This window comes from Mycetocola sp. Y719 (genome assembly GCF_056713205.1).
Genome location: NZ_JBWYGY010000005.1, coordinates 38,719 through 60,420, shown reverse-complemented (window position 1 = coordinate 60,420; position 21,702 = coordinate 38,719). Strand labels below are relative to the sequence as shown.

Sequence of the window (21,702 nt, the reverse complement as noted above, 5' to 3'; positions counted from 1 at the left end):
AACGCGCATGGCTCAGGTGTACGACTCGACGCGTTCGACCGGCAGACCGGACCGCCACGAGTTGAGGGCGATCACGACGGAGGCGATGATCAGGCCGGTCCCTGCCGCGGCGAGGGCGAGTCCGTACGTGATGCTGTCGAGGTGGATGCCGAGCGGGCTCAGTCCGAGGGCGGCCCCACCGAGCGCAGCGATCATGAGCTCGCCGCGCCAGATGTGCGAGAACCTGCGCCAGGCGACCTGCGACGGCGATCCGTCGACGATGGTGTCTCGGCCTCGCTGCAGAAGCCGGTTGTAGGTCAGTTTCTTCACCAGGGACACTCCGACGACGGCGGCGATCGCCCCGGTCACGACGCCGTAGACGACGACGGTGAACCAGAACTGTTCAGCGGCCGATGAGCCCTCGTCTGCGCCGATCGTCCCTGCGGACTGCAGCAGAACGGGCAGCGGGAGGACAAGGAGCCACGCGACGACCGCGAGGAGGAAGAACACGACGTGCAGACCGACACTGATCGGACGGAGCACGACGCGGAACGTCCCGCTGCTCCAGGTCGACGTGTTGTCTCCCATCCCCCAGCGACCGCGAGAGGCGAACTGTCCGAAGAAGAATCCGATCATGGACAGCACGAGGAGGAGGAATGGGACGGCGATCGTCATCGTGCCCGAACGGTCGTCTTCGAAGACGTCACCGATCGAGACATCCTGATTCGTGAACCAGAGGAGTGCTGCGACAGCGGCGATCGCGGCCAGCAGGGCGACGGCGCCGACGGTGTTGCCGACGACGGCGATCGTCCTGCGGGTGCGCTCGTGTTTCTGCCTGTCGTCGGCCGACTCGTCGCTCACCGTGGTCTTCGTGCCGGTCTTCGCCTCAGCCAACGATTGCTCCTTCTTCGGCACGGGTGCCATTGAGCCAGCCCAGCGAGCCGACGATGGTGTCGAACAGTTCGAGCCAGAGTGCGGGGGTGTGCGCCATCGGCGCCTTCACATAGACGCGCGCGAGCCGGGTCCCGTCGCCGGCGGGGAGCCAGTAGTTCACCCGCAGGTCGGTGGACGACTGCGTCTCGTATGTGGTCGTGACCAGTTCGTGGCGACGCACGATCGGCCGTTCGCTGCCCTCTTCGACGAGGGTGGATCCGGGGAATGCCGCAAGCAGACGCTGCTCCTCGGTCGGATCCCCGTCGAGCGGCGTTGCCGGCCAGTCGAGAGGGAGGATCACGAGCGATGCGGGGAACGGGATGCCGGGGAGGATCTCGAGGGAGATGGCGAATCCGACTGCGCCGATTGCGATCGCCTCTTCGGCGGACTGGATCAGGCTCGTCTTGAGTTCGCGGCGGACGTGCGCCAGCCTGTCGTTCCTGCCGACCTGCTTCTTGATCAGGGCGGCGATCCTGTGCTGGGCCGCATCCCTGTCGGTGAGCGGGACGACGGCCCATGACCCGGGGAGGATCAGGGAGAGGTCCGCACCGGTGAGGGTGACTTCGCGGGTCATGCGGGCTCCAGTTCCAGCTCCATGTTGCCGACCATCGCGGCGGCTTCGGCGGTGATGTCCTCGAAGATTCCGAGTCGCGCCGAGCGGAACGTGATCTGCACGAGCCGCGTCGTCGACTCGGGGAAGAGCGTGAAGACGACGCGCTCCTCGAGGCTGCTTTCGTCGCTGCCGGGGAGGGTGACCAGGGCGAGGTGGCTGAACGCCACGAACTCACCGAACGGGTGGGTGCCTGTCCAGGACTGGAACGCGCTGATGTCGAGCTCGGGGCTGCGCAGGTCGCTGTGGGTGTTCACGAAGGCGAGGAAACTCTCCGGGGTGTCGTTGGGCCCGCGCTCGAGTAGTTCGAAGAGCATGGCTGCACCGATGATCCCCCGGTTCGGCGAGGCCAGGTGGATGGCGGCAACGTCGACATCGTCGGCGATGAGGGCGTCGCGGAGCGACGTCAGCATGCCCGCGAAGACCTCGCGATCCACGTTGTCGTCGTACGCCACGGGAATCGAGGCGATCCAGTCGCGCGCGTCATCGGCATCCAGATCGACGTCGTACCAGTCGTCGGGCAGGTTGAGCCGTACTCCGACGATTTCCGATGTGGTCACCATTCACGCCACCCTACAGAGTTCTGAGAGCCACTACCGCGCATCGACGACGTCGCCCAGCTTGGAGGTGACCGCGTCGTTGCCCTTGGAGATCAGGGAATCGACCGTCAGGGGCACATCGATGAACGGGGCAGTCAGGGTCTCAGCCGCTCCGCCGAAGACCTTCGATCCTTCGAGGATGACCTCGGCCTTGAGGCTTGCAGGCATGTCGGACCAGTCCATGGAGTTGATCGCCTTGGAGAAGTCGGTGACGTCGCCCTGCTGAAGGAGTTTCGCCAGGGGGCCGTCCTTGCCCTCCGCAAGGGAACGCAGGAATTCGGATGCCTCCGGGGGCGACTTGAAGGCATCCTTCAGGTCCTTGAACGGCTTCACCGCTGAATCGGTCAGCTCCTTGCCGAGCGTCTTCGGGTTGAACGTGTCCTTGAGGTCCTTGACGGCCTCTCGGTGCGCCTTGTCCGCCCGGTTCTTCGCGCTGCGCAGGGGCTTCGAGCGAGTCTGCTTGTTCGCATTCGACATGAGGTTGTCGAGTCGCTTGGTCGCCTTCGCGAGCTTGCTTCCTGTGCGGAGAGCCTTGAGGCCCTTGATGGCGACCACGAGGACCTTGCCGCCGATGAGGCTGAGCACGACGCCGACAGCGGCGCCGATCACTTCGCCGAGCGTCATCTCGCCGTTGGCGAACTTGATGAGCGAGTCGATGAGCTTGATGATGCTGATCAGTGCGGAGACGGCGAGCAGGATCTGGCCGAGCACAGGGACCCAGGACAGCAACAGTGCGGCGATGGCCACCCAGTCGCCGATCTTCTCGCAGAAGTCGACGAGCTTGTCCCACCAGCTGTCGCTGAGGTCGTCCTCTGAGACGACCTGCTCGATGGCATCCGCCGCCGTGTTGCCCGCGGATTCCTTGTCGGCGACGGCTTCGTCGTACTTGGTCTGCGCTGACGACATCGCCGAAGCGAATTGTCCGGCCTGGGTGTCCCAGGTCGTGAACGACTTGGAGTCGGCGGCCTGGGTCGCGCCGGGGACGGCGGCCTTCTCCTCGTACTCCTTCGCCTTGGACTCAGCCGAGGCGTGGCTCCCGCTCGCGGTCTCGTGCTCGGAGCGGGCTTCCGCCGCCTTCTTCTGGGCGTCTTCCAGCGCCGATGCGTACGTGTTCAACGCGGTGGCTGTGGTGCGGTAGCGCTTCTCGGCCTGGCCGATGCTCTCCGCACCCTTCTTCGCCTTGCCTCGGATCTCGTCCACGGCGAGCGACAAGGTCCCGTCGCTGTTGTCTCCGACCGCCTTGAGCGTGGCCGAGGCATTCTGGATGGCGTCTGCGAGGTTCAGGTAACGCGCGGCGTAGACCTTCAGCTGACCCGGATCACCCGTGAGTTCAGGAAAAGACATCGAAGTACGACCTAACTGTCGAGAAAAGAAGCGAGAGTGGTGCTGGCTAAACGGCGTCTGGCACGCCGGGGATCGGGTCGCCCGTCGTCTCGGAGAGCGCCTTGGCCAGGTCGGCGTCGAGGCTGTCGAACGTGTCGGCGATGCCACCCACGGAGTCCTTGAGCGCCTTCACTGATTCGATGACTTCTTCGCGCTTGATGTTCCAGCTCGAGGCGAAGTCCTTCACCCGCCCCTCGAGGCGGTTGTGGCCGGTCAGGTCGGCGACGGTTTCACTGAACTTCTCCGCACCCTCGAACTCGGTGAGGATCGACTGCAGGTTCGTCTGCGTCTGCTTGAGTAGGTCGCCCTTGACGATGAGCTGGTCGCCCATGATGTCCCCCCGGAAAGTTGTGGTGTGAGAAGGATGAAGCGGGGAGGGTCGGCCTGAGCCGGCCCTCCCCGTTCGGTGCGGCTAGCCGCGAATGGCGTTGGCCAGCTCCTGGTCAGCGCTCTCGAGAGAGTCGGCTGCCTTGGTGAGGTAGTCGGCCATGCCCTGGGCGCCGCCGACAGCCTGGGTCGCACCCTGCGTGAAGGTGGTGAACGAGTCGTGGAACGCACCCGATGCCTGGTCGGTCACGAAGCCGCTCGAGACGAGGTCGGTGACGAGACGCTGCAGTTCGTTGATCTTGTCCTCGAGGGCTCCCTTGCCGGTGAGAATCTGGCCGGAAGCGGTCTTGAGGTCCTGGTACGTAACGTTGATGTTTGCCATGGTGATATTCCAATCCGTTTCTGGAGATCCCGTCTGGATCGCCCCCACGTGTACAACCTAACGGACGCATTGCGGGCGGTCGATGGGGAGTGGTCCCCATGCAGCCGTCCCGCTAGCTCTCCTGCACCAGCGGGAGCTGCACACGCGAGAACTTGCCACCGGACACAAGCACGCCCCTGCCCTGCGGGAACTCGGCCCGCTGCATCCTCGGCAGGGTCGTCTTGAGGACGATGTCTCCGTCGATCGTCTCCGGCTGGAGGAGCAGCCCGCGGCGGGCGTTCTTGAACTCACCGAGCAACGGCCAGGAGCTCGACCACGAGCTCGATTCGGCCTCGGCGAGGATGAAGTGATCGCTGCGCTTGATCGCCCGGATCATGTCGACGATCGGGTTGTCCGCCGGCGTCTGGAGGAAGTCGGCGATCTGTTCGACGATCACGGCGATGGTGCCGTCCGTGTCCGGGTCGACGATGGCGGCGAGCAGCTCTTTCGCGAGCGTCGCGGCATCCTCGATGGTGACCGCAGACGAGACGAAACGCGGGTCCCTGCCCACCGGCGACCGCTTGTTGCCGATGTAGTACAGCCGCACTTCGGGGTCGAATCTGCTGATCGACTCGACGAATCCACGGAGGGCGGTCGTCCGGCCGCTCGCGGGTGGACCGGCGATGAGGAACGTCCCGGCGAGCTCGATGCCCACAGGCCCGAGGTCTTCGTCGCCGAGTCCGATCGCGGGGAACGTGCCGACGCGGGTCGGCAGTTCGGTGACCGGGTACTCCTTCGGCAGGGAGCGGATCGGCTGCGCGGGAACGACACCGGCCCGGGTCATGGCCGCTGCGAGCCCCTTGGTCGCCGCCGACTGGTCGGACAGCGACGCCGAACCGCCGAGCACGGCGATCTGGGTCTCCTCACCGTCGACGATGGCGCGGCCGGCCGGTGAAGCGGTGGAGAGGATGTCCCCAGGCACGTCGAGCATGGAGTACGCGGTCTCGTCGGCGAGGCGGAGCACGACCCGGCGCTGGACACTTGACGTGATCGAGCTCGGCACCGAACCGGTGCGGTCCGCCGAGAACACGACGTGCATGCCGACCTGCCTGCCGCCGGAGATGATGTCCTGGAACACGCTGTACCACTGCGCCTTGCCCGCAGGCACTTCGAAGTCCTGGCGGAAGTTCTGGAACCCGTCGATGAGCAGGAGGATCCTGCGCTCATTGGGGCTGTTCGCGAGCTGACGGTAGTCGACGATCGACGACGCGTTGGCTTCGGCATAACGCGGGCCGCGTGACTCGAGTTCCTGCTTGAGCTGGCGCATCAGGCGGATGACCCGCTCGGTGTCGTCGCCGTGGATGATCGATCCGACGTGGGGCAGGTCCTGCAGCATCCGGAGGCTGCCGCCGCCGAAGTCGAGGCCGTAGACCTCGACCGGCCCGCCGCGCGGGGTGATCGCCGCCGCAGTGGCGACGGTCCTGAGCACCGTGCTCTTGCCCGAGCCACCCGTGCCGTAGACGACGAGGTGACCGTCGACATCCGGGTTGAAGTAGACGGGAAGCTGGAGCTGCTGTTCCGGGAGGTCGGAGACGCCGAGGAGGAGCTGGGCGTCGGTGCGCTGGCGGAGCTTGCCGAGGTCGTAGGCGGTCGCGAGTTCGTCCTGCCAGGGGCGCCGGGGCGCTGGGATCTGCGCCGCCGTGGCCGCCGAGATGATGGAGGTCACGAGTCGCTGCTGGTCGGTCGGTCCGAGGTCGCGTGATTCGTCGACGTCTTCGCGGCCGGGCTCTTCCCAGCGCGCTTCGGCACCGAATCGCAGCTCGGTGACGTCGATGCCGGGGCGGTCGGGTTCCCGCGAGGTCCAGCCGCCGGCGTATGCGGACTGGAAGGTCTGGAGCCGCCCTGGACCGGTCTTGGCGAGCCCACGACCGGGGATCGCCGGATCGAAGTGCGCGGCATCCTTCACACCGACCACGTCGGTGCTGTCACTCTCGTCAGCCATCCGGAGTGCGATGCGGAGGTTGGTGTTCGCGCGGAGGTTGTCCTTGATGACGCCTGCAGGGCGCTGGGTCGCCATGATGAGGTGGATGCCGAGCGAGCGTCCGCGCTGGGCGATGTCGACGACACCGTCCACGAACTCAGGGACCTCTCCGGCGAGAGCCGCGAACTCGTCGATGACGAGGACGAGGGCGGGCGGGCTGTCCGGGTCGCCGCGCTTCTCGAGTTCGAGCAGGTCCTTGGCCTTCTTGCGGTTGAGCAGGTGCTCGCGAAAGTGCAGTTCGGCACGGAGGCTGGTGAGCGCCCGCCGGACGAGGTGCGGGCTGAGGTCGGTGACGAGGCCGACGCAGTGCGGAAGGCTCACGCAGTCGGCGAATGCCGAGCCGCCCTTGTAGTCGACGAAGAGGAAGGTGACGCGGTCGGGGCTGTACTCGGCAGCCATGCCGAGCACCCAGGCCTGAAGGAACTCGCTTTTACCCGACCCGGTGGTTCCGCCGACGAGGGCGTGCGGTCCCTGGGTGCGCAGGTCGAGGTGCATGGCGTCGACACCCGCGGATCCGATGGTGGCGCGCAGCTTGCCTGCCCGCCGTTTCTTCGGCTGGATGCCTGGCGTACGGTCGTGGATGGACGTGTTCTGGCGCCACCGGTCGATGACCGCGTCGCTCTGCTCGACGAGGTCGTGACCGAGGAGGGCGACCATCGAGACGGACCGGGGAAGGTCGCTGGAGTCGGACACGACGGCGCCGGCGTCGATGACCGGAGCCATCCGCCTGGCGTAGTCAAGCGCGGTGGGCGGATCGATGAGCTCGGTGACCACGTCGGTGATCGTCTCGCCGATGCGCACGTAGCCGACGGTCGCCTGACCGTCCTCGTCGTCAGGGACCGAGAGCCAGGTGCGGCAGACGGCGGGGAGGGCACTCACGTCGCGAGCCATCCAGATCGGGTAGACACCGGCATCCGCTGCCAGCTCGGCGAGCTGGACGAGACGGGCGCGATCGACGGAGACGTCGTCGGCGATGAGCACGACGATCGCCGGGAGCGGCGCCTGGAAGCCTTCGTCGTGGCTTTCGCCGACATCGGCGCCGCGTTCGAGCGCTGCGCTCTTCTGCTTCATGGCGCCGCGGCGCTGCTGCTTGGCCTTCTTCTCGGCCACGCGGTTCTGGATGATCTCCTCGAGCGCGGACATGAGGTTGGTGGAGCTCGCTGCGCTGTCCGCGAGGTGGATGCCCTCGATCGGCGAGTGCGGCGACGACGTGTGCGGGATCCACTTGAGCCAGCTGAGCTGGTCGGACCACTGCGGGGTGACCATCGCGGCGACGGCGAGTTCGGACGGGGAGTGCAGGGCGGTCAGCTGAACCAGGATCGAGTTGAGCGACCCGATCGCCGCCGCAGGGGAGCCCGCGATACCGAGCGCACCGGAGTCGTAGAGGTTGTCGATGATCGGGACGCCGGCGACGTACTTGTTCTTCTCGACAAGGGCCTCGAGGCGCTCCTGGAACTTCGGCAGCAGGTCGCCCTTGTCGCTCGCCTTGACCGTGTTCCTCGACGTCATCGACCCGACGCCGAGACGGACATTGAGGAACGACCAGTGTTCGGGGCGTCTGGTCCAGAGAAGAGGGCCTCTGCGCATCGCTCCATCGAGCGCCTCGGCCGTCGAGGGCGCTTCGGCGAGCCGCAACCGCTGCTCGGTGACACTCTCCTTCTGCAGCCGTTCGTCGAGATCGGCGAGGTGGGCGTCGAACTTGGCGATCGCCTTCTTGAGGGCGCGCTTGTCGCGCTTCTTGCCGGTGATGAAGTTGCCGATGAGCATCATCGGCGTCATGGCGATGAAGAGCAGCGACATCGGGTTCTTCGTCAGCACGAACATCGCGCCACCCATGAGCATGGGGGTGATCATCGCGAGAAGCGGGAAAGGAGCAGGCTCTTTCTCTGCGGGGACCTCTGGCGCGGCGAACTCCTGGCCTGCATAGCGCTGCTCGACCTTGGGCGACCGGTTGAAGAAGATCGGGCCGGCCTTCGGGGCGACGCCCGCTTCGGCGACGGACTCGTGGAGCGCGATCTTGACGTCGGTGTCTCCCAGCCGGACCGTCTCGGTCTCGGTGATGTGCAATCGGGCGACGATTCCTCCGTCGACTTCGACACCGTTGGCCGAGCCGAGGTCGATGACGTCGACGCCGTCGGCGACCTCGAGGCGTGCGTGCTTCTTGGACACCATCTTGTCATCGACCACGATGTCGCACGCGCCGTCGCGCCCGACCGTATAACTGCCGGCAGTCAGCGGGATGCTGCGTCCCACCTCCGGCCCGTTGAGGACCGTGAGAGTCGCGATCGTCGGGGCGTGTCCGGTCTTCGCCTGCGAGAAGTACCGACCGGCATCCGAGATGTGCACGGTGGCGCCCGAGCCGATCCATGCTTCGCCGACAGGAGCATCCGGTGGGAGGGCGAGCCATTCGGTGTGACCGGGAAGCGCCGCCTGCAGCGTGTAGTTGCCGTCAGGCGAAAGCGCCTGGGCCGGATCGACGCGAGCGATCGTCGACGCCACTTCGGTGATGGTCGCTCCGGCGTCGGTGGTCACGATGATGTCGTCGCGACCGCCCGACGGACGGGCGAGGGTCAGTTTGAGGCGCATGTCCGTCCTTAGTCACAGGCCGGTCCCGGCGAAGTATTCCGCCGGGACCGGGAAGTTCTTCTAACCTACCCGGCGGGAGTGACCGGTGCGATGTGGAGAAGTCCCCATGAGGTACGCCGCCGCCGCGACCGCAGACAGGACGGCGACGAGATAGATTCCCGGGAACCCGAACTGTGCGAGAGCGAAAGCCGGTCCGCGGAGGGGGTCTCCTCCCCCGAGGCCGTGGAGCACTCCCCCGACGAGAAGGAAGCCGGCGACGGCTCCGAGCATCGGGAGGACGACGACCGCCACGCGGCCGGCCGCCGCCTGCATGCTGAGCAGCACGGAGAGGAATCCGGCGACCGCGGCGACCATCATGGCGACGGTGAGCCCGGCCGAGGCGTCGGGACCTGTGACCGACGCCACCGCCGACAACGCCCACGTGATCAGTCCGAGTGCGACGCCGAAGCCCAGCGTCGCCAGGAGAGCGACGCGCAGGCGCCGTGAGTCGGATGCCACGCTAGGAGACGACGGGGCCCTGGTCGAGGATGCGTTCGTATTCCTGGCGCGCCTCGACGTTGCGCTCCCTGACCTTGCGACCGCGGGCGGCGATCCAGGCGCCGAACCAGATCGGTACTTCCCTGGCGATGAGGAACGAGATGACCGCCGCGGGCGAGAAGAGCGAGTCCTGCACGACACCGGCTACCTCGCTCGGGCTGATCCTCGCGGCCACTTCGATGAGCACTCCACCGAGGTACGAACCGTAGACGACCGCCGCCACGGCGAATCCGCCGATGACGTAGGCCCACCAGCCACCGCGGTTGACGATCGAGACAAGAACCACCATCGCGAGAAGGAAGAAAATCACCGGGATCCAGAACGGGGCCTTGACGAGCACGTCGTTGACGGTGTCGACCGAACCGTCGTTCACGACGAAGAGCAGCGCGAGGACCGCGGCGTACAGGGCCGCGAAGACGACCGTGGCGAGGAGGGAGACGAGGATGCCGAATCCGCGGTTCCCCTTCGCCTTGGGCTCGCTGGGGGCCTGGACGTAGACCGGCTGGCGCACCGGGGCAACCGGAGGCGTGGCGGCAGCAGCGGGTGCGACGGCAGCGGGTGCGACCGGCGCCGTGGAATCCGTGTAGACCGGAGCGACGGCGGTGTCACCGTCGCGGGCGGCCTCCTCCGCTCGGATTTCGTCCGCTCGGAGATCGGCCTGGGTGAGCACGGTGGGCTCTGAGGAGGACAGCACGTGGGTGTCTGCCTTCTCGGCGTATGCGTGGTCGGCGACCTCAGGAGTGTGGTGAGGTGCCTGCTCGGCGGAAGGAGTCGCCGGCGTTTCTGCGGCGACGGGAACCTGGTCGACAGGGACCTCCCGGACGGCGCTCTCCTCGGTGGCGGCCTCTCCGCCCGGGACCGAATCGCGGAACGCATCCGGGTTGAATTCGTCCGAGCTCTGCGGGTCGGAGGCGGCATCCTGAGCGGCTGCGTCGTCGCGGCGGGCGTCGAGGTTGTCTGAGGAGACATTCTCGGACGTCTGCTCGCCGTCGTTGGCCGGCTTTCCCTGATCGGGGGTGGTGTTGCTCATGGTGACACTCCTCGTCGATCGGGGCATGATCCGCCCCGTGCGAGTCACTTTACCGGCGAGGGTGCTCTTTTCCGCGGAACCGCGCGGTTCGTCGCCGCGACAGGGTTCAGTCGAGCGGAGAGAGGATGCGGTGAAGGAACTGCTTGGTGCGCTCTTCCTTCGGCGCGGTGAAGATGTCTCGCGGCGCTCCACGTTCGACGATGACGCCGCCGTCCATGAAGAGGACTTCATCGGCGACCTGGCGGGCGAAGGCGAGTTCGTGGGTGACCACGACCATCGTCCAGCCCTCGTCGGCGAGTTCCTTCATCACGGCGAGCACGTCTCCGACGAGTTCGGGGTCGAGGGCGCTGGTCGGCTCGTCGAAGAGAAGGAGCTGCGGTTTGAGGGCGAGGGCACGGACGATTCCGACCCGCTGAGCCTGGCCCCCTGAGAGCTGGAACGGGTAGACGTCGCGCTTCTCGCTGAGACCGACACGGTCGAGGAGCGCGAGCGCGTCCTCGGTGGCGGCGGCCTTCGACACGCCCTGCACCTGGACGGGGCCCTCGATGATGTTCTCGAGCACGGTCATGTGCGGGAACAGGTTGTAGTGCTGGAAAACCATCGCGGTGCGATCGCGCAGGGCGAGGATGTCCTTCTTGGGCGGTTTCGCCGAGTAGTCGACACGGATGCCGTCCGTCGACGTGACGATCCCGGCATCCGGAATCTCCAGGCCGTTGATCGAGCGAAGCACGGTCGTCTTGCCCGACCCGGACGGACCGATGAGAACGAGAACCTTGCCGCGGCGGACGGCCAGGTCGATACCCTTGAGCACCTCGTGGTCGCCGAAGGATTTGTGCAGACCGGTGACGGTGAGCAGGGCGTCTGGGGCGGTTCGGTCAGTGGGCGACATAGCGGTCAAGCCTCTTTTCGAGCACATTCTGCCACGAGGAGAGCACGAGGCAGATCAGCCAGTAGATCAGTGCGGCTTCGAGGTAGATCAACATGAATTCGCTGCTGAACGCCGCGATCTTCTGCGCCTGTTTGAACAGCTCCGTGACGAGGACCAGCGACGCGAGCGACGTGTCCTTGACCAGGCTGATGAAGGTGTTCGACAGCGGCGGCACCGAGACGCGAGCCGCCTGCGGGAGGATGATCCGCCGCAGCGCACGACGGCGTGACATCCCGATCGTGTATGCGGCTTCCCACTGCCCCTGGTGCACCGACAGGATCGACGCGCGGATGACTTCAGCCGCGTACCCGCCGACGTTGAGCGAGAACGCGATGATCGCGCTCGGCCACGGGTCGAGCTTGATCCCGATCGACGGGAGACCGTAGAAGATGACGAACAGCTGCACCAACAGCGGGGTGCCACGGATGATGGAGATGTAGACCCGGGCGATCGCCGAGACGATCCGGTTGCGGGAGAGCCGCATCAGCGCCACGAGGAGCGCGATCACCAGCCCGACGGCGAACGAGATCAGCGACAGCGGAATGGTGCCCAGGATGGCCCCGGAGAGAAGGGGCCAGAGCGAGCTGACGAACAGTTCCCACTCGGTCATGAGGGAAGTATTGCAGTAGCCGGGGCTACTTGCTCACGTCCTCGCCGAAGTACTTCTCGGAGATCTCGGCGAGGGTTCCGTCTTCGCGGAGCTCGTCAAGGGCCGTGTTGATGGCGTCAGCGAGGTCGTCGCTGCCCTTCTTGAGGGCGAAGGCGTTGCGCGAGGGGTCCTCGGTCTCGGCGACGATCTTGATGGCGGCGTCCGGCTTTCCCTTGACGAAGTCGAGGAAGGTCAGCTTGTCGTTGACGGTCGCGTCGACCCGGCCCTGTTCGAGGAGAGCGACAGCCTGTGCCCACCCTTCGACGGTTTCGACGGTGGCACCGGCGTCCTCGGCTACACCGAACCAGTTGCTGGTATTGGACTGCGCGGTGGTCTTGCCCTCGAGGTCCTCGAGGGAGGTGATGTCTGTGTTGTCCTTGGCGACGATGACGACACCTGGCGAGACGGTGTACGGCTCGGTGAGCGTGTACTGCTCTTCGCGCTGGTCGTTGATGGAGACCTGGTTGGCGATGATGTCGAACCGGCCGGCTTCGAGGCCGGCGAAGATGCCGTCCCACTGCGTCTCTTCGAACTGCACGTCGAGGTCGAGCTTCTCGGCGACCGCCGTCACGACCTCGACGTCGTAGCCGGTCAGGTCACCTGCTCCGTCCTCGTGGTAGCTGAACGGCTTGTAGGTTCCTTCGGTACCGACGACGAGAACACCGGCTTCGGTGACGCGGTCGAGTGCGCTCTCGGACTCCGTCGATCCGCCGCCCGATCCTGCCGTGTTCGCGGAGCAAGCCGAGAGAGTGACGGCGAGGCCGGCGACGGCGGCCGCTGCAGCGAGCTTTGACAGAACGGAACGTGAAGACATGGTGGGTTTCCCTTTCGAAGTGGACCGGGGCATCCGGGTCGATCGGACTCTGCGGATGCCTCAGCAAGCGAGCGTAAGCCGCTGTGTGGGTGGCAACAATTCACATGACGCGCTGTTACATCTAGAGACAACGTGGCATTCCCGCCGTTTATGCCCGCCCAGCGCTCGCCTTGGAGCCCCATCCCTCGCTACACTCCACCGCAGCAAGGCATTTCGTCCTCTGATCGGAGGCTCCCGGCTCAGGACACGCCACCTTTCACCGGGAGGATTCCGTGAACGAATCGCCAGACTTCGCGTCTCAGTTGCAGCAGGAGCTGCGGCACCGGATTCGACCGATGCGTGGACGGGATCCGCACGAACGGGGGCGATCCGTGACGCCGCTCGAACTGCTCTATGACCTCACCTACGTCGTGGCGTTCGCCGTGGCAGCGGACCTCCTCGCTGAAGAGCTGAGTATCGGGGTCATCTGGCCGGCTCTGGGGGCATATGCCTTCGCGGTGTGGGCCGTCAGCTGGGCCTGGCTGAACTTCACCTGGTTCGCTTCTGCATTCGGCAACGACGATGTGCTCCTGCGCCTTGCAACGATCGTGCAGATGGTCGGGGTTCTCGTGCTCACGTATGGGCTGCCTGTCAGTTTCGAATCGGCAGCGCATGGTGAAAGCCCGAACAATCTGATGATGGTGATCGGCTACATCATCATGCGCGTGCCGCTCATCGCCCTGTGGCTGCGTGCGTCCAGGCAGGATCCGGAACACCGAAAGAATGCGCTCTCCTATGTGGTGATCATCTCGGCCGCTCAGGTCGGGTGGTTGCTCACGGCGATCCTGCCGCTTCCTGTGATGGCCACGGTAGTCTTCCTCGTCGCACTGGCTCTCGCTGAGATGATCGCGCCGGTCCTCGCCACGAGACGGTACGGGTATGCGCCGTGGAATGCAGGGCATATCGCCGAGCGGTTCGCCCTCCTGACCCTGATCACCATCGGGGAAGTCATCGCGGCGACAACCGCAGCAGTAGGGGCGCTCACCCAGGAGATCGGGTGGTCAGTGGAAGCCGCGCTGATCGCCGTGTCCGGTTTCCTCATAGCGGGAAGCGTCTGGTGGACATACTTCCTCGTGCCGTCGAGGCTCGTGCTCGAGCAACGACCGGAGCGAACGTTCGCATGGCGGTACGCGCACCTGGCGTTGTTCGGGTCCATCGCTGCGATCGGAGCAGGGCTGCACCTGACCACGATCGCTGTCGAGCACGGCGGCGTCTCGCTGCTCGGTATCGCCCTGGCGCTCACCGTGCCTTTCGCGGTGACGATCGTGCTCATCTTCCTGATCTGGAGCGTCCTGATGCGTTCATTCGATCTGACTCACCTGCCGTTGCTGCTCGTAACGTTGACTCCACTTGCGATCGCGGTGCTGATGGGTGCGGTCACGTACCCGAATGAGGCGCTCGATCTCGAGGCTCCCGGTGCGATCACTGCTCTGAGTGCCGTCATCGGTCTCGTCGCGCTCGGGGCGATCATCGAAGTCGTCGGACACGAGATCGTCGGCTACCGCCACACGCTCGCGGCGTGGGAACGCGATCCGGGGGCGCTTCCTGCTGCCGAGACGCCGGAGTCGCCCGCCGCGGGGCGTTGAGGCCACTCCTGGAGCAGCACTCCGGTTTCCGTTGACCAGGGCATCGTCCCTGGCCAGCAGGAGCGCGCTCCTACTCGGCGTCGTTCAGCAGAACGTAGACATAACCCGTGACCGTCGACGTGAACATGCCGGGCTTCTCGTCCAGAGGAAGTATCACTATCTGAGTTGCCATGAACAGCCGCGGACCGTGCTGTAATTTGTCCACGAAACTGCGCGCTCCGTTTCGGTCCCCCTCGACGGAAACCTCAATCGGGATTGCAATGAAGTTTTCTGACGTGATCCGGGAGTCAGTGATCGTTTTCGGGACCTCGGGTACCGGCTCAGCAACGACGTCCACATCTGCGGGATCGGTCTCCGCTTCCCCATCGACCTCGACTGGCGGGACCGAAGTTTCCGGCACCGTGTATTCGACTGCTTCCGAGACGGTCAAGGAAATGACCTTGGTCTTGCTGGCAGCGGCGAGGTTGTCGAGCTGCGTGAGAAAGGCCGGCATCTGTCCAACGGCAGGAATGGAACTACGGAGCCCTGCCAGCTGGGTCTGAAGCTCCTCGATCTTCTCGAAGTCGCTTTTCAGCTTGATGTTCGTCAGTTCGGTTGCCGTGTTCTGCGCCTCAACGGCAACACGCTGCTCATCGGCGGCGGCCTTGGCTTTGAGCTGCGGCTCAACGCCGACGAACCACCCGAGCGCGAGAATGCCAACCATGACGATGGACGACGCCAGGATCCAGATCTTTGTCTTGTCCATGATCAGTCTTCCTCCTTCGCAGTTTGGTCGGACTCGGTGTCGTCCGGGGCTTCTTCGTCGGTCGCCTTCTCGTCCTCTGGGACAAAGCGCTCCGACCAGGCCCCTTCGCCGATGTGCATCGTGACGATGGTTTCGTAGAGCCCGGTTTCGTCATCGAAAGTGATCGAGTCCGGGTTGGCGTCGGTGAAGCCCGGCAGAGCACTGAGGGCAACCAACCAGGCATCGGTGTCTGGGAGAGCCTTCGTGGCGGCACCGAATGTGAGTGTCGCCACACGCATCCCCTGCAACGGCGCGTCCGGTTGGGCGTAGTCGATGAGGGGAGACGCGCCGTCGATCGATACCTGGACGATGGCGACGTTCTTCGGGAGGCTTGCTTCGATCTTGTTCAGATAAGCGTTCCAGTCGATCTCTGTCGCGGCACCTACCTTCTGCCCCGCTTCGACCTCGGCGAGCTCTTCCTTGACCACACGCACTTCCGAGTACTGCTGCTGCTCCGCGAGCAGTTCGTTGGTCTTCGCTTGCGCTGCAAGCAGCTGCAATTGCGAGGTCAGTGAAAAGTAGAAGCTCGTCCCCGTTCCGACGAAGACAAGCAGCACGACAGCGACGATCCCCCACACGAGTTTCCGCCTCGTGCGACGCCCCTTGTGCTCGCGCCGAATTTCCGGCGGAAGGAGGTCCGAGCGCGGTGGCCCACCGACAAGCAGGGTTTCCGTTGTCTTGCTCATGCTGCGCTCCCAAGTGCGAGACCAAGCGCCACGAGGATGGCGGACTGGTTGTTGCGGAGTTCATCCGATTTCAGCGACTTGGCGATCGTGAGGCCTGCGAAGGGATCAACGGCTATCACCGGGGTGCGGGTCAGCTCTGCCAGGGCGTCAGGCAACCCGTCGAGGAGAGAACCACCGCCGGTGAGGAGGACTCGTTCCACCGGCGCATCCGGGCGCGACTGGCTGAAGTAATCAAGGGTGTTTCGCGCGCTGCCGAGGAGCTCACTGGTGACCTCGTTGATGATTTCCATCGGCCTCTGGTATTGCGGGTCTTCGACGCGAGTGCGCAGGCCGACGCCGCGTTTGAGACCCTCAGCCTGCGCGGATTCGATCTCGAGTCGCTGGGCGAGCGCCGTCGTGAGATCGTCACCGCCGGCGGGAATGATCCGGAGGAACCGCGGGACACCGTTGGTAGCGATGACCACTGTCGTCGCGCTTGCGCCGATGTCGACGATCGCAACGGTGCCTGCTGCCTGGCCGTTCCGCAGAAGTACTCGAGAGAGCGCGAAGGGAATGAGATCTACGCCGGTGGTCCTGAGCCCGGACTTCTCGACGGCTCGGACGTTGCCAAGAACCGCTTCCTTGATCGCCGCGATGAGCAATCCATGCACAACCGTCCCGCTGTCCGTCGACTCCTCGGAGACCGGATAGAAGTCGAGCATCGCTTCATTCACAGGCACAGGCAGCAACTCCTGCACCTGATATGGCAAGGACTCGCGGATGCGCGCCTGTGACATCTTCGGCACGGTCAGGTCCCGGGCGAGAACGCGTTGGTTGCCCATCCCGATGACGACATTCTTGGATTTGAAACCTCCGGCAGACCATAGCCGTTTGATGACGGAAGAGACGGTGTTCGGTTCGATCACCTCACCCCGACTGACGGCGCCGGCCGGCAATGGCAGTTCCGAATAGCGCAGCAGCGTCGGTTTCGCCTTGTCCGGGTCCTTGAGCTCGACCGCGCGAATCGCGACACTACCGATGTCGATTCCCACAACACTCGTTGACATCTGTTCTCCTCTTGCTTTCCCGTACCTAGGCCACGCCGAGCAGCGAGAGGTAGGAAGTCCATAGTGTGTTGCCGGCGAAAATGCCGATCCAGGCACCGCCGAGCATCCAGGGTCCAAAGGGAATGCCGCTCTTGCGGCCAGCCTTCTTCAGGATCATCAGCGTGACGGCATAGAGCCCGCCGAGGAAGAATGCCGCGAATGCGCCGACCAACAGCGCTCCCCAGCCGACGAACCCCAGGTAGAGACCGAGCACGCCTGCAAGCTTGACGTCGCCGAAGCCCATACCGCCCGGGTAGAGCATTGCCATCAGGAAATACGCAACCCACAGCGCCGCCATACCGATTCCTGCCCGAACAAGCGCGTCCAGATCCCCGCTGAGGATGCTGGCAGTCGCGAGCAGCACTCCGCCAATCACATAGCTGGGAAGCACGATCGCATTCGGAAGCTTCTGAGTGTCGAGATCGATGAGCGCAAGGGACACACTCACACCCGCGAGCCACAGAAAGGCGACAAGCACGAGCATGTCGCTGACGGTGTCGCCCAACGCGCTGGGCCCGCCGCCGGCGATCGAACTGGCCGCAGGGGTCTGGTTCAGCGAGGCCATCCACCACCAGACCGCGACAACGGCGAAGAAGACACCGACGCCGGCTTCAACCAGCGGGTACCGCGCCGAGATCGGCTCCCTGCATGAACGGCATTTGCCACGCAGTGCCAGCCAGGAGAGCACGGGGACGTTGTCGTATGCCTTGATTCCTGAACCGCAACCGGGACATGCACTCGGTGGCGAGACGACTGACATGCCATTGGGGACCCGATAGATGACGACGTTAAGGAAGGACCCGACGAGCAAGCCGAAGAGGCCTACCGCAGCAGCGCTGGCGATCGCAATGTAAGTGAATGCAGTGTCCATCAGCCGGCCGACCCGTCCGCTTTGAAAGCCGTACCGATGGCGCCGATTTGGCTCACTCCGTACGTCGTCGACGTGGGAGACAGGAACTTCGGAGGTGCGGTGAACGTCAGCCGCTTGTCGTAGTTGTAGCTCTTGTCGTATCCGTGACCACTGGACGTTCCCACCGGACCTCGGAACTTCTGGGCGATGGCGCCATTCACCTTGAGTACGCCGCGTCCGGAGGTGGGCCCGATTCCGTGATTCTGCACGAGGAATGTGTGCGCTACTGAAAGGATCGCCGCGTTGATCTCCCGATCCTTTGCCAACAATGGGGTGTAGATCGTTGAGTACGGCCAGGAGGCAGACGTCGATTTTGTCATGGGGTTCCACACCCATACAGCGTTGTTGCCCACGAGTCCAAGGATGTCGGCACCGGCGTCCGGATAGAGGATGTCGTTCACGACGTAGACGTAATTTTCGGCTGCGATGGTCATCGCGCCCTTCATAGAACCGTTTACGTAGACGTCACCATTTCGGCAGCCGTAGTGGACGGGGGTAGTTATGGGCACGAAGTTCTCACCCGCCATGGGATAGCGCAGGATATCGGCGCCTGTGCCGAATCTCCACCCGCCTGTGTCGGCGTTGGTGCAGGTGAAGTTTGTCGGATATGTGCCCGGAGCCCATGCGTTCTTGTCTGTATCGACCGAAGGCACGTTCTGAACGTAGACGAGGTTCTCATCAATGATCGAAATCGACTGTCCCGTTGGAGACCCAAGACCGGTAACACCCGGCGTGCCACACTCCGAGGGATTTGTTCCAGACGTGGAACCCTCACCCTCGATGTTCGTGAATTTCGTGAATGGTGACTTCACTGTCATCGTGCCGTCGCCTTTGAGCACGATACTTGTGGGTCCTGTATAGAGACAGCCCGGGCGAGTGACCTCGTCGATATCGGTCCGCACTTCGCGCTTCATTTCGGCGTTCGTCTCCGGCATCCCGACGAGCTGGCCGGTGACCGGCTTGCCCGCGTCGAATATGGGCGTCGTGCACGCTGATTCGTAGTTGGGCGAGCCCGTCTTACCGGTGGTCACCTTTCCTTTGAATCGCCCACAGAGGCGCAGCGTGTCGTTCGAGTGCATTGGACCGTTCATGACGTCCGACGAACCGAACTGGATCTTTGTGCACGAGTTCGAGGTCACCCATGAATAGGAAACCGTGCATGCCGCGCCGCCCTGAGTCGGGTCCTGAATCTCGTAGTCCGTGAAATAGAGAAAATCGATGAAGCCGCTCTGCTTGAGGTCTGCGACGACCGTGCGAGTCTCGGCGCCTACTCTGCCCGTCGAGCGGACGGTGAGGACGCCGTTAGAGGTGTACCGGGAGTTGTCGATTTCGTAGCGGAAGGTCGCCTTCCCCGCGCTCCCGGGAACGGAGCCCCAGGAGCCGGCTGTTCCCGCACCGAACGCCGGGTTGTTGGGATCCAGCGCCACAGTGCTGCCAGTCGCGATGCTGTAGGTGGAGGCCGGGTTGCCGTACTTCGTATACGTGCTGTCGTTGGCGAGTCTGTTCTGATATTCCTCAACGCCGGCATAGGCAGCGGCAAGCGCGGCGTTCCAGTCCTCACTCGTCTTCGCGCTGCGAAGACCACTCACCGAAATGGCGACTGCCGTCGTGACGACCATCATCATCACGGCACCCATCACGACCACCATCACAAGCGCAGCGCCAGTTTCGTCGGCCTTCCAGCGGAGAAAGCGGGCGACAGATCGTTTCATGTCATTCTCACTTTCCGAGATTCGGAACACCGACGGTGTTCTTCAGCTCGATGATTCTTCCCGGTGCGCCGGCATCGGCCTCGACCCGAATGGTGATCCTGACTGCCGTGACCAGGGCGAGCTGTTCATCGGTCAGTGATCCGCCCGCTGGAGGGGTGATCACTCCTCCAGCAGCATTCAGGTACGTGAAGAGGGCCACCTCGCTCACAACAAGCGCGCCGCTGAGATTCCGTTTGGTCGGTGCAGACACCCCTGGCCACACCCAGTAGCCACCGACCTCTTTCGGCAAGGAGCGTGTCTCGATCAGTTGCCGTTGCGCGTTCACCGTGAAATTCACCTTCACCGGCGAGAGAATTGCCCCCTCGCCGACTATCGAATAGATGGTGACTTCTTCCGTTCCCGCGAAGCTGAACGCACTTCTGGGCGTGGTGTTGCCCGACTGGGGCACCGTGGTGCCGTTGCGGACGACGAGCGCGAGTTCATTGAGCGCGTTGGACGCGACACGGGTACTTCCGTCAAGGGCACGGCTCAGAGCCGTCGCTCGGCTCAGCCCGACGAAGAGTCCGGCGACGACGGTGAGCAGAATTGCGAAGACGGCCATCGACACGATGAGTTCGCTCATACTCAGGCCCCGCTCGTCCTTCACCGGCGCCAGCTGTCTCCGAAACTTCAGCATCACGGCACCCGCCGCGGGTCGAGGGTGACGATCTTCGTAGAACTGTTCGCGGGAGTACCTGCGGTGAGGATAGTGATGCGATTCGCGTCGACGGCTTGCTTGGTGTCTGAAGCCCCGACCGCCCAGAACAGTTTCCATGACCCATATGGAAGAGCGATGTTGATGCTTGACGAATCACCTTTCGGCAGAATAGCGCCGAACGAGTAGGTCACCGAGTTTGTGCTCGCGGTCACACAACTGGGTTGGCCTGTGGGTGGAACGCCGGGCGGAGTTTCCGTCTGCAGGGTGGCCCACAGTTGTCGGTTCGAGTTACCGGTTCCTGAGTTGTCCGCTTTCACATTGAGCACGCCGACCGGCACGCTGAGATTAGCAGTCCCGCCCGGCGCGGCTGCCGCCGAGGGGAGTCGCGTGCCGATTTTGACGGGAGCGGGTGCAGGAGCAACGAGGTCGTCCCACGCAGCGGGATCTCCCACAGTGCACGGATGCTGAGTGCCCTCGGCAGCATACTTGCCGGCTATGGCCTGATAGCCCGCGGACCAGGGGAAGAGCTTGACGCTCGTGCCCGCTGAAGCCTTTGTGTACGGGGCGTATGTGCTGAGGAATGTGACGTCGAACGCAGTCGGGCGAAGGACCGCTCCTGAGATGGCCACGGCCGGCGTGGGAATCGGCACATAACTCAGGTTCACCGTCGACGGAGTATCGAATGCGAACGAGACGGCAGACGATTTGCCCTTTTCAACCTTGGCCAGGGCGGTCGTCGTGTCGATGGTCTGGGAGGAAGCGATCGCGCCGGTCTCTTCGACCTTCACATTGTATTCACCCTCCGGGACATCAAGGATGTAGCTGCAACCGTCCGCATCTGTGTCCGGCGCAGTCGTGATGGCGGCACCGCCTCCGACCGGAGTAGCGGTGACCGTGGCATCCTTGAACCCAGTACCAGAGGCGCGGGTGACCGAGATTGTGATCGTACCGGTCTGTGGGTCGTTGATGCGCGTTCCTGGTGTGAGGATCGTGTCCGCGTGGACCTCCGCCGTGGAGCCGGTCCATGTGACCGTCACGTTCACTCGCTTGTACTGGAGGGCGCCGCCGCTGCTGCGGCAGCTGAGGTCGGCACCGGTGTCCGAGACCCAAGAGGTGACACGCTTGATCGTGTATGAGCGACCGTTCACCGTTTCGGTTGTTTCTTCATTGAGCACATCAAAGACGTCCTCGATCGAACGAGCCTTGTCGATCGCCGTGGATGCAAGGTTTGATGCTGCGACGCGCGCTTGCGAATCCTCGGTGAGGTTGAGGACGCTGGTCATCGAGAAGGTGACGCCGACGACGAGAATGGCGAAGATCATCATGGCGACAATCACCTCGACGAGAGTCATTCCTCGTTCGGGCTGATCAATCAAGCCACCGCGGTTTCGCATGATGGGATTCACCTCCATCGGTCGGGTCCGTT

At 64.3% G+C, this 21,702-nt stretch carries 20 protein-coding genes; 1 reads left to right on the top strand and 19 read right to left on the bottom strand.

Annotation, left to right across the window (positions count from 1 at the left end; all coding sequences use genetic code 11):
* Window positions 1-12: 12 nt before the first annotated feature.
* From AC1M0F_RS15755 to AC1M0F_RS15700, 12 genes are all read right to left on the bottom strand, one after another.
* A complete protein-coding gene (locus tag AC1M0F_RS15755) occupies window positions 13-873 on the bottom strand; it encodes a hypothetical protein (RefSeq protein ID WP_480239216.1) in 861 nt (286 codons plus the stop codon).
* Window positions 866-1,486, bottom strand: a complete 621-nt coding sequence (locus tag AC1M0F_RS15750) for a hypothetical protein (protein WP_480239215.1) — start codon at window positions 1,484-1,486, stop codon at window positions 866-868. Before AC1M0F_RS15750 ends, AC1M0F_RS15755 begins: the two co-directional genes overlap by 8 nt.
* Window positions 1,483-2,085: a hypothetical protein gene (locus AC1M0F_RS15745; protein WP_480239214.1), complete on the bottom strand. Its 603-nt coding sequence runs from the start codon at window positions 2,083-2,085 to the stop codon at window positions 1,483-1,485. The genes AC1M0F_RS15750 and AC1M0F_RS15745 overlap by 4 nt, the downstream gene beginning before the upstream one ends.
* Before the next feature lie 30 nt (window positions 2,086-2,115).
* A complete protein-coding gene (locus AC1M0F_RS15740) occupies window positions 2,116-3,612 on the bottom strand; it encodes a putative T7SS-secreted protein (RefSeq protein ID WP_480239213.1) in 1,497 nt (498 codons plus the stop codon).
* A complete protein-coding gene (locus AC1M0F_RS15735; protein ID WP_480239212.1) occupies window positions 3,512-3,835 on the bottom strand; it encodes a hypothetical protein in 324 nt (107 codons plus the stop codon). Before AC1M0F_RS15735 ends, AC1M0F_RS15740 begins: the two co-directional genes overlap by 101 nt.
* 81 nt (window positions 3,836-3,916) lie before the next feature.
* Entirely contained in the window at window positions 3,917-4,213 is a 297-nt protein-coding gene (locus AC1M0F_RS15730) for a WXG100 family type VII secretion target (RefSeq protein WP_480239211.1), read from the bottom strand.
* A 112-nt stretch (window positions 4,214-4,325) separates the two neighbouring features.
* Window positions 4,326-8,819, bottom strand: coding sequence for an FtsK/SpoIIIE domain-containing protein (locus AC1M0F_RS15725; RefSeq protein WP_480239210.1), 4,494 nt, complete (start codon window positions 8,817-8,819; stop codon window positions 4,326-4,328).
* Between the two features lie 60 nt (window positions 8,820-8,879).
* Window positions 8,880-9,317 carry a hypothetical protein gene (locus tag AC1M0F_RS15720; RefSeq protein ID WP_480239209.1) on the bottom strand — a complete coding sequence of 146 codons (438 nt, stop codon included), beginning with the start codon at window positions 9,315-9,317 and terminating at the stop codon, window positions 8,880-8,882.
* Between the two features lies 1 nt (window position 9,318).
* The gene (locus tag AC1M0F_RS15715; protein ID WP_480239208.1) at window positions 9,319-10,386 is read right to left on the bottom strand and encodes a hypothetical protein; all 1,068 of its coding nucleotides are present in this window, start codon (window positions 10,384-10,386) and stop codon (window positions 9,319-9,321) included.
* A gap of 106 nt (window positions 10,387-10,492) precedes the next feature.
* A complete protein-coding gene (locus AC1M0F_RS15710; RefSeq protein WP_480239207.1) occupies window positions 10,493-11,275 on the bottom strand; it encodes an amino acid ABC transporter ATP-binding protein in 783 nt (260 codons plus the stop codon).
* The gene (locus tag AC1M0F_RS15705) at window positions 11,262-11,924 is read right to left on the bottom strand and encodes an amino acid ABC transporter permease (protein WP_480239206.1); all 663 of its coding nucleotides are present in this window, start codon (window positions 11,922-11,924) and stop codon (window positions 11,262-11,264) included. The genes AC1M0F_RS15710 and AC1M0F_RS15705 overlap by 14 nt, the downstream gene beginning before the upstream one ends.
* A 25-nt stretch (window positions 11,925-11,949) precedes the next feature.
* Window positions 11,950-12,777: an amino acid ABC transporter substrate-binding protein gene (locus AC1M0F_RS15700; protein WP_480239205.1), complete on the bottom strand. Its 828-nt coding sequence runs from the start codon at window positions 12,775-12,777 to the stop codon at window positions 11,950-11,952.
* A gap of 272 nt (window positions 12,778-13,049) precedes the next feature.
* On the opposite strand from AC1M0F_RS15700, the gene AC1M0F_RS15695 reads away from it, so the two are divergent.
* On the top strand, window positions 13,050-14,402 hold the full coding sequence (locus AC1M0F_RS15695; protein ID WP_480239204.1) for a low temperature requirement protein A: 1,353 nt from the start codon (window positions 13,050-13,052) through the stop codon (window positions 14,400-14,402).
* Window positions 14,403-14,472: 70 nt separating this feature from the next.
* Here the strand turns inward: AC1M0F_RS15695 and AC1M0F_RS15690 are convergent, their stop codons facing one another.
* From AC1M0F_RS15690 to AC1M0F_RS15660, 7 genes are read right to left on the bottom strand one after another with little or no spacing between them, the layout of a single operon-like run.
* Window positions 14,473-15,147: a hypothetical protein gene (locus AC1M0F_RS15690; protein WP_480239203.1), complete on the bottom strand. Its 675-nt coding sequence runs from the start codon at window positions 15,145-15,147 to the stop codon at window positions 14,473-14,475.
* A 2-nt stretch (window positions 15,148-15,149) separates the two neighbouring features.
* The gene (locus tag AC1M0F_RS15685; protein WP_480239202.1) at window positions 15,150-15,872 is read right to left on the bottom strand and encodes a hypothetical protein; all 723 of its coding nucleotides are present in this window, start codon (window positions 15,870-15,872) and stop codon (window positions 15,150-15,152) included.
* Entirely contained in the window at window positions 15,869-16,918 is a 1,050-nt protein-coding gene (gene pilM, locus AC1M0F_RS15680; protein ID WP_480239201.1) for a type IV pilus assembly protein PilM, read from the bottom strand. The genes AC1M0F_RS15685 and pilM overlap by 4 nt, the downstream gene beginning before the upstream one ends.
* A 25-nt stretch (window positions 16,919-16,943) precedes the next feature.
* Complete coding sequence (locus AC1M0F_RS15675) at window positions 16,944-17,828, bottom strand: prepilin peptidase (RefSeq protein ID WP_480239200.1); 885 nt, start codon at window positions 17,826-17,828, stop codon at window positions 16,944-16,946.
* A complete protein-coding gene (locus tag AC1M0F_RS15670) occupies window positions 17,828-19,579 on the bottom strand; it encodes a hypothetical protein (RefSeq protein WP_480239199.1) in 1,752 nt (583 codons plus the stop codon). The genes AC1M0F_RS15675 and AC1M0F_RS15670 overlap by 1 nt, the downstream gene beginning before the upstream one ends.
* 7 nt (window positions 19,580-19,586) lie before the next feature.
* A complete protein-coding gene (locus tag AC1M0F_RS15665) occupies window positions 19,587-20,255 on the bottom strand; it encodes a type IV pilus modification PilV family protein (protein ID WP_480239198.1) in 669 nt (222 codons plus the stop codon).
* Entirely contained in the window at window positions 20,255-21,670 is a 1,416-nt protein-coding gene (locus tag AC1M0F_RS15660) for a prepilin-type N-terminal cleavage/methylation domain-containing protein (protein ID WP_480239197.1), read from the bottom strand. Before AC1M0F_RS15660 ends, AC1M0F_RS15665 begins: the two co-directional genes overlap by 1 nt.
* Window positions 21,671-21,702: the final 32 nt, after the last annotated feature.